This is a genomic window from Candidatus Pelagibacter sp. HIMB1483 (genome assembly GCF_052048135.1).
Lineage (GTDB): Bacteria > Pseudomonadota > Alphaproteobacteria > Pelagibacterales > Pelagibacteraceae > Pelagibacter.
In genome coordinates, this window is the sequence record NZ_JBNAIM010000001.1 from 116,315 (window position 1) to 123,284 (window position 6,970).

At 20.6% G+C, this 6,970-nt stretch carries 6 protein-coding genes; all 6 read left to right on the forward strand.

Translation table 11 applies throughout. The features are described from left to right. Positions 1-43: 43 nt before the first annotated feature. The 6 genes from ACTTAV_RS00635 to ACTTAV_RS00660 are packed head-to-tail and all read left to right on the forward strand — an operon-like array spanning position 44 to position 6,967. Positions 44-994, forward strand: a complete 951-nt coding sequence (locus tag ACTTAV_RS00635) for a hypothetical protein (protein ID WP_440669506.1) — start codon at positions 44-46, stop codon at positions 992-994. A gap of 20 nt (positions 995-1,014) precedes the next feature. Further along, on the forward strand, positions 1,015-2,007 hold the full coding sequence (gene galE, locus ACTTAV_RS00640; RefSeq protein WP_440669508.1) for a UDP-glucose 4-epimerase GalE: 993 nt from the start codon (positions 1,015-1,017) through the stop codon (positions 2,005-2,007). Between the two features lie 3 nt (positions 2,008-2,010). Further along, a complete protein-coding gene (locus ACTTAV_RS00645) occupies positions 2,011-3,747 on the forward strand; it encodes an ATP-binding cassette domain-containing protein (RefSeq protein WP_440669509.1) in 1,737 nt (578 codons plus the stop codon). A gap of 47 nt (positions 3,748-3,794) precedes the next feature. Then, positions 3,795-4,802 carry a glycosyltransferase family 4 protein gene (locus ACTTAV_RS00650; RefSeq protein WP_440669510.1) on the forward strand — a complete coding sequence of 336 codons (1,008 nt, stop codon included), beginning with the start codon at positions 3,795-3,797 and terminating at the stop codon, positions 4,800-4,802. Continuing rightward, positions 4,786-6,093, forward strand: coding sequence for an O-antigen ligase family protein (locus ACTTAV_RS00655; RefSeq protein ID WP_440669511.1), 1,308 nt, complete (start codon positions 4,786-4,788; stop codon positions 6,091-6,093). Before ACTTAV_RS00650 ends, ACTTAV_RS00655 begins: the two co-directional genes overlap by 17 nt. Further along, entirely contained in the window at positions 6,074-6,967 is an 894-nt protein-coding gene (locus ACTTAV_RS00660; RefSeq protein ID WP_440669512.1) for a glycosyltransferase family 2 protein, read from the forward strand. Before ACTTAV_RS00655 ends, ACTTAV_RS00660 begins: the two co-directional genes overlap by 20 nt. Positions 6,968-6,970 lie beyond the last annotated feature (3 nt).

A 6,970-nucleotide genomic window follows, 5' to 3' on the forward strand; every position in this document is an offset into this window, starting at 1 on the left:
AATTCTATTTTTTTTTATTTTAAATTGTATTTTCTTTTTCAATTTGAGATTTATATCAAAAAAAATAAGAATATTTGATGAGCCTGATAATAAATTAAAAAAACATAAAATTAAGGTATCTTTGCTTGGAGGAACTTTTATTTTTGTAAATGTATCTTTATTTTTTTTAATTAATTTTTTTTCAAAGGACTCAATTATTGATCTTACAAATGAAGAAATAATAACCTTTTTATTAATTTTATTTTCTTTTTATGTAATTGGAATTTATGACGATATTAAAAGAATTATGCCTAATTTTAAATTACTTTTGATAATTTTATCTACTTTGATTATTACTTATTTATATCCAGACTCTAAAATAGATATATTAAAGGTTACCTTTTTTGAGCATGATTATAATTTTGATGAATATTCCATTCCATTTACAATTTTATCCTTTGCATTGTTAGCCAACGCCTTAAATATGTTTGATGGTATAAATTTACAATTAATTTTGTTTTCAATTTTCACTTTTTTGATTTTTATTTTTAAAGGTATCTTTTTAAATTTTTCACTTATAATTTTAGTTTGTTTGTTTTCTTTATTAATATTAAATTATAAAAATAAAATTTTTTTAGGAGATAGTGGTGCGTTTATCATCAGTGGGATTTTAGGCTTTATATTAATAAACCAATATAACAACAATCCAAGTTTTTTTAAATCAGATGAAATATTCATTATTTTGATGGTACCAGGTATAGATATGTTGAGATTATTTATTTTTCGAATTTATAAAAAAACTAATCCATTTAGAGGTGATCTAAAACATTTGCATCATTTAATTAAAAATAGATTTAAAAATATTATTTTAGTAAATCTAATAATTGCTTTATTTTATATTATTCCTTTTATCTTACTATTAAGTGGTGTTAAAACTTACTTGATACTACTTATATATTGTTTGATATATAGTTATTCAGTTATTCATTTGCTAAAAAAAAATAATGCGTTTTAAAAAAGACTAAATTAAAATAAATGAAATATCTTATTACAGGTGGTGCTGGCTATATCGGAAGTTGTGTATCACAGTTTTTAATAGATAAAGGTCACCAGGTAATTATTTTAGATAACCTGTCCACAGGTTTAAAAAAAAACTTGCCCAAAAAATGTAAGTTTTACAAAGTAGATATTAGAAATAAAAAAAGGGTTAAAAAAATATTAAAAAATAACAAAATTGATGTTGTCATGCACTTTGCTGCTTTTATTAACAATGAAGAGTCAATCTTAAACCCAAAAAAATATTTTAATAATAATTTTTCTAATGGAAAAATTTTTTTTTCTTTATGTTTGGAGAGTGGAATAAATAGAATAATTTATTCATCTACTGCCGCAGTTTATGGAAATAAAAGTAAAAAAGTTAGTGAGAAAGATACTTTAAAACCGATGTCTCCATATCCTATTTCAAAGTTAAAATTGGAAAAGTATTTAGAAAAAAATAAAAAAAAAATAAGTTGTGTTATTTTAAGATACTTTAATGTTGCAGGATCAGATAAAAAATTGAGATGTGGTTTCAATATAAATAAAGGATATAATTTAATACTAAATTTATGTAGAGCTGTTTTTAAAAACAAAAAATTAAAAATAAATGGTCAAAATTATAACACAAAAGATGGTACAACTATCAGAGATTTTATACATGTACGTGATTTAGCAGAAATTCATTACAAGGTTTCAAAATTGGTTTTGAGTAAAAGAGTTTTTTTTAAATTAAATTGTGGATATGGATTTGGATTTTCAGTGTTAGAAATTTTAAAAAAATTTTCAAAAATCTCAAAAAAAAAAATAAATTATCAATTTATAGAAAGAAGAAAAGGTGACATTATTATTTCAATAGCAAATCCTTCAAAAATTAAAAAGATTATAAATTGGAAACCTAAACATCAATCACTAAATAAATTGGTAAAATCTTCTTTAGACTGGTACAGAAAAACGTCAAACATTAATAAACATAAAAATTATCTAAATTAAAATATGAAAAATTTTAATAGATTTTGGTTATTTCTATCTAATAAAGAAAAATTAAATTTTTTTTTAATTGTTTTCTTTTCAATTCTACAAGCTTTTTTGGAATTACTTAGTATAGCTGCAGTAATACCATTCATAACAATTTTATTAAAACCTGATGAATTAAATAATTTTCCATTTATTGTAAGTTTTTTAAAAGATACTGAATTTCTATTTCAAGAAAATTTAGTAATAATGTTATGTTTGACATTTTGTTTAATTTTTTTAATTAAAAATATTTTTATTATTTATATAAATAAAAAACTTTTTGAATTTATTTTTAAGTTTAAAACATCATTACATTTAAAGTTATTGAATAATATTCTTCACCAAGATTATTTGTTTTATGTTGAGGAAGGATTTTCAAAAATAAATAATATTTTATCTGAGGAGGTGGCCAATTATTGTTTAAATAGTGTAAGACCAATGATAAATTTATTTAGAGAATCTATCATTAGTTTTGGTTTATTATTATTAATTTTTTATGCAGGATTTTTTAAAAATTTAATTTTTGTTATTCCTTTTATTATCTTCATAGCATTTGTTTTAAAAAAAATTAATAGATTTATAAAAGAATGGTCTAAAATAAGAATTATAAATAAAGAAAACTTAGTAAAATATAAATATAGTCTTATTCATGGTATAAAAGAAATTTTAATTAATGGAAATATATCAAGAATACTTGATGATTTTAAAAAAAATTATCTTTCATTACAAAATATTGATATTAAAAATAACACTATTGGCACTTACCCAAGAGCTTTGCTTGAACAAACTGTAATAATCATTTTTATATTTATAATTATTTTTATGAATACTACTTATAATAATTTTGATGACACATTAATCGTTTTGAGCTTTTATTTGGCTGTTTCTTATAGATTATTACCAACAATAAACAATATTGCAGTTGCAAATCAACAACTTAAATTTGGAAAACCATCGTATAGTAAAATACATGAATATTATTCAATTAAACAAAAAAATATTTACCTAGACTCATCAGAAGAAAAAAATAATTTTGTATTTGAAAAAAGTATTAGAATAGAAAATTTGACATTTTCATATAATAATCAAAAGGAAATTTTTAAGAACTTAAGCTTTAATTTAAATAAAAATGAAATAGTGGGAATATTTGGTGAAAGTGGATCAGGCAAATCTTCATTTTTAGATATTTTAATACAACTAATTAAAATGAATAATGGATCATTATTTTTGGATGATAAAAAAATATCAGGGCCTATAGATATAAGAAAATATCAAAATTTGTTTACAGTTGTGACTCAAGATGCTTTTTTGTTAAATGAATCTATCTTGGAAAATATAATTTTAGACAATAGAAAGGATAATTATAATAAAGATGATTTAAATGAAGCATTAAAATTTGCTAGTCTAGAAGACACAATTAAATCATTTCCGGAAGGTATAAATACTAAGGTTGGTTCAGCACATAAAAGAATTTCATCTGGACAAAAACAAAGAATAGCAATTGCAAGATCATATTATGGTAAAAGAAAAATTTTAATTTTAGATGAAGCCACAAATGCTCTAGATGAAAAAAATGAAAGAAAAATATTTGAAAATTTAAAAAATCTAAAAAACAAATTAACAATAATTATAATTTCACATAAAACTGAAAATTTGAAAATATGTGATAAAATTTATAAAATTGAAAACAAAAGACTAATCAATGTTAATTTGTAACCCCAAAGTCTTTCAAAAAATGATTATTTATTATAAAAACCAAACAAATGGTTAAGTTACATATTGTCACTAATGATAAAGTTTGGTTTTCCAAAAAAAATTTTACCTCTAATAATGATCTAGACAATATAATTTCTTGTCTTATTGAAAATTATGACGTTCAACTAATTTGTAGAAAAAGTTTAAACAAACTTAATTTTTTAATTAAAAGTAAGTTCAATTTTTGTAATTTAAAAAAAATTTCAGAAGAAAAATTAAATTTGTTATTAATTTCAATCTCTCCATATAATTTTTTTATTCTGTTTTATTTATTATTTTTTAAAAGAGTTAAAGTAAAAGGATTTGTTTATTTAAGAAGTGATGGTTTTTTAGAATACAAATATAGGTATGGTATAATTGGATTTTATATTTATTTTATTATGTTTTTTTTAATTAAAAGACATTTAAAAATTATATCTTGCTCGAAAAATTTTACATATGTCGATATAAAAAAAGTTATACATCCCTCGGAATTAACATCAGAATGGTTTAAGAAAAAAAGAAAAAAAAATACTTATAAATTTGATTTTCTTTATGTAGGACGGTTTAAAAAAGATAAAGGAGCAATATTTCTTTCTGAGATTTTCAAAGAAAAATTTAGAAATTACAAATTAGCAATTGTAGGTACGAATAAAAATAATATAAAAAAAAATTTTTATTCCAAAAATATAATATATATGGACTCTATATCAAATCTGAAAAATCTTATTAACATTTATGACTCTTCCCGTATTTTTATTTTGCCTTCATATATAGAAGGTTTTCCAAAAGTAATTTCTGAATCTTTAGCAAGACTAAGACCAATAATAGTATTTGAAGATATTAAATATGTAAAAAATGGAAGAGATGGAATTTTTATTTGCAAAAGAGATGAGAAAAGCTTAAGAAAAACCATTAAATATATTTTAAAAAATTATAAATATATTCAAAAAAAAATTCAAAAAAACTATTTTTATACAAAAAAAAATTTTCAAAATGAACTTTTGGCATCACTAAATAATGAATTCTCAAACTAGTTTTTTTAAATTTTTAATTGGATATTGTTTAAGTGTATTTCCTTTATTTTTATTAATTGGTCCATTAATATCTGAAATAATTTTAATTTTATCAATTATTTTTTCATTTTACTATATCGTTACTCTTAATAAGTCATACTTTTATCTTAATAGATTTTCAATTTTTTTTATAATTTTTTGTTTATCTACTTTAGTTTCTACCTTAATAAATTTTTATAATTTTGATTATACTAAATCAGGCTTATTTTATTTTCGCTTACCACTTTTTGCATTATCGATATGGTTTATTTTACAAAATTGTAATCTTTTTAATAAAAAAGTGGTTGTTTTTTATATATTATTGTTCACAATTATAATCACTGACTCTTTAATTCAATTTACTACCGGAGAAAATTTAATTGGTTATAATATTGTAAAAAGTCGTATATCGAGCTTTTTTGGAGATGAATTAATTCTAGGAGGTTTTTTAACGAGGGCATTACCGATTTTTTTAATATTTTTAATAATGTCTGGTTTTCTTAATGAAAAAAAAAACACTATTTATTTTTCTTTATTTTTTTCGATTGCAATTGTAGTTATATATTTATCTGGTGAGAGAACTTCTTTTTTTTTAGTAATATTATTTTTTTCCACTTTATTTTTTTCAATAAAATATCTCAGAAAATTTATAATTATTATGATGATCTCTTTTGTTGGACTTGCTTTTCTATTACCTAAATTTAGTGCTAATGAAAAATTAAATCCAGCAACCAGAATGTTTAGTAAGTCATATGCACAGATAATTGGAAAAGGTGAGGAGCAATATGAGGAATATAAGCAAAAGATATTTAAAAAAGTATATATTTTTTCACATGATCATCATGGTCATTATATGCTTTCTTTTAAAATTTTTAAGGACCATATTTTTTTAGGAACAGGTCCAAAAGGTTTCAGATATTTATGTAGAAATAAAATTTACATTTTAGAAAAAGATGATGGATGCTCAACCCATCCTCATAATACATATGTACAAATTCTTACATCTAATGGTATTGTGGGATTTTCTTTATTGTTGTTTGCTTTTATTTACATAATAAAAGAAATATTTAGATGTAAAAAAAAAATAATTAATCAAAAAGAATTTGATAAAAATCTTATTTCTGAAAGTATTATTGTGTCTGCTATATTTATTAATTTATGGCCTTTAATACCTAGTGGAAACTTTTTTAATAATTGGCTTTCAATGATTTATTTTTATCCTATTGGTTTTTATTTATATTTTAAGCATAAAAATGAAAAAAAAATTAATTAGTATTGTTATTAATTGTTTTAATGGTGAAAAATTTCTATCACAAACACTTCAATCAGTAATAAGTCAAAAATATAAAAATTTTGAAGTTGTATTTATAGATAATTGTTCTACTGACAAAAGCGCAAAGATATTTCAAAGTATAAAAGATAAAAGATTTAAATATTTTAAAACAAAAAAAAAAATTAATTTATACAAAGCTCGAAATTTTGCTATTAAAAGGTGCAAAGGTGAATTTGTTGCTTTTTTGGACGCAGATGATTGGTGGGATAAAAACTTTTTAAGTTCGAGAAAAAGTTTTTATAATTCATCAAAAGAATATGGATTTGCATTTTCTAACTGTTTTCACTATTTTGAAAACAAAAAAAATTTAAAAATATTTTTTAAATCAAAATTACCCTCAGGATTTATATTAGATGACCTATTGCAATATTATTCAGTCAAACTTAGTACAATCATTGTTAAAAAAAGATTAATTGATATTTTTAAATTTAATGCCAGATATAATATAATTGGAGATTATGATTTTATTATAAGAATTGCGGAAAAATTCAAAGGAATGAGTTTCCAAGATAAACTTGTCTATATAAGAATTCATTCACAAAATTATACACATAATAATAGAGGAAGATTTTATAAAGAATTTAAACACTGGACATCAAATCAAAATTATAAAGATTTTTATTTTAAAAAGAATAAATCAAATATTATGAACCAATTACAATATTTAAAGTTAATTAATTTATTATTAAATTATAAAAGGTTCAAACTATTATTTGATATCTTAAAATATCCTTTTGGACTTTCAAAATTAAAATTATTATTAATTTATTTTTTGCCAAAATTCTTAATTAAACTAAAAATCAAATACTTCTAATTA

Excerpts from the sequence above, each read along its gene's own strand:
- galE (WP_440669508.1), top strand. The coding sequence starts at position 1,015 with ATGAAATATCTTATTACAGGTGGTGCTGGCTATATCGGAAGTTGTGTA.
- ACTTAV_RS00645 (WP_440669509.1), top strand. The coding sequence starts at position 2,011 with ATGAAAAATTTTAATAGATTTTGGTTATTTCTATCTAATAAAGAAAAA.
- ACTTAV_RS00650 (WP_440669510.1), top strand. The coding sequence starts at position 3,795 with ATGGTTAAGTTACATATTGTCACTAATGATAAAGTTTGGTTTTCCAAA.
- ACTTAV_RS00655 (WP_440669511.1), top strand. The coding sequence starts at position 4,786 with ATGAATTCTCAAACTAGTTTTTTTAAATTTTTAATTGGATATTGTTTA.
- ACTTAV_RS00660 (WP_440669512.1), top strand. The coding sequence starts at position 6,074 with ATGAAAAAAAAATTAATTAGTATTGTTATTAATTGTTTTAATGGTGAA.